The sequence below is a fragment of the Vibrio sp. 1288 genome (genome assembly GCF_033344475.1).
The window spans coordinates 1-801 of the sequence record NZ_JAWPOX010000350.1; the positions used below are offsets into that span (position 1 = coordinate 1).

Below are 801 nucleotides of genomic sequence, written 5' to 3' on the forward strand. Positions count from 1 at the left end.
CGAAATGGTTGTTACAGGTTTAAGCAGCGGCGGTTTTTACGCTCACGTTAAAGCTGGCGAAAAGACGCTAACTTACCCTGCTAAAGATCTTAAGAAAGCATAATTCAATTTGCTGACTTCTTAATCCCAAGTCAGCGCAAGGTGATTCACTCCTCATCTTGAATTTACTTGGGAATCGCAAAGGTAGCGCATCAGTCGCTACCTTTTTTATTGTTGATTCATCATCTCACTCATTGCTCATTCGATACGCCTTGATGCTTGCTGTGGTTGATTTCTACGCGATTTCTCCCGGTTTCTTTCGCTTTGTATAACGCTAAATCAGCACGTTTCACTAACGGCTCAAAAGAATCATCCAAGCCACACACTTGAGTTACCCCAATACTGGCGGTGAATGTCATATCACGCCCTGAATATCGAATCGTCGTGGTTTCTAAGGCATTTCGGATGGTTTCTAACGTATCCATTGCTTCTTGAGAAGAGCGGCTTCTCAGGACGATAGCAAACTCTTCACCACCGACACGAGCAAGCAGGTCGCATTCTCGTAAATGCCCTTTAATGGTATTGGCAGCATGGATGAGAGATTTGTCGCCAGCGTCGTGCCCGAACTTGTCATTCAGTTTTTTAAAGTTATCTAAATCCAAAATCGCGACGTGGAATTTGATCCCTTGCGTGCGAAATTCAGAAAGACGATGCTCAATTTGACGCATGAATTCTCTGCGGTTTGGAATGCCAGTAAGATCGTCTGTGGTGGCGAGGTGCTCCATTTTCATGATCTGAATATGCAGTGCAATGTTCAACGCT

General features: G+C 44.4%; 1 protein-coding gene. It reads right to left on the reverse strand.

The features are described from left to right. Window positions 1-230 precede the first annotated feature (230 nt). On the reverse strand, window positions 231-801 hold a 571-nt coding region (locus R8O11_RS26695; protein WP_318194807.1), incomplete at its 5' end, for a GGDEF domain-containing protein.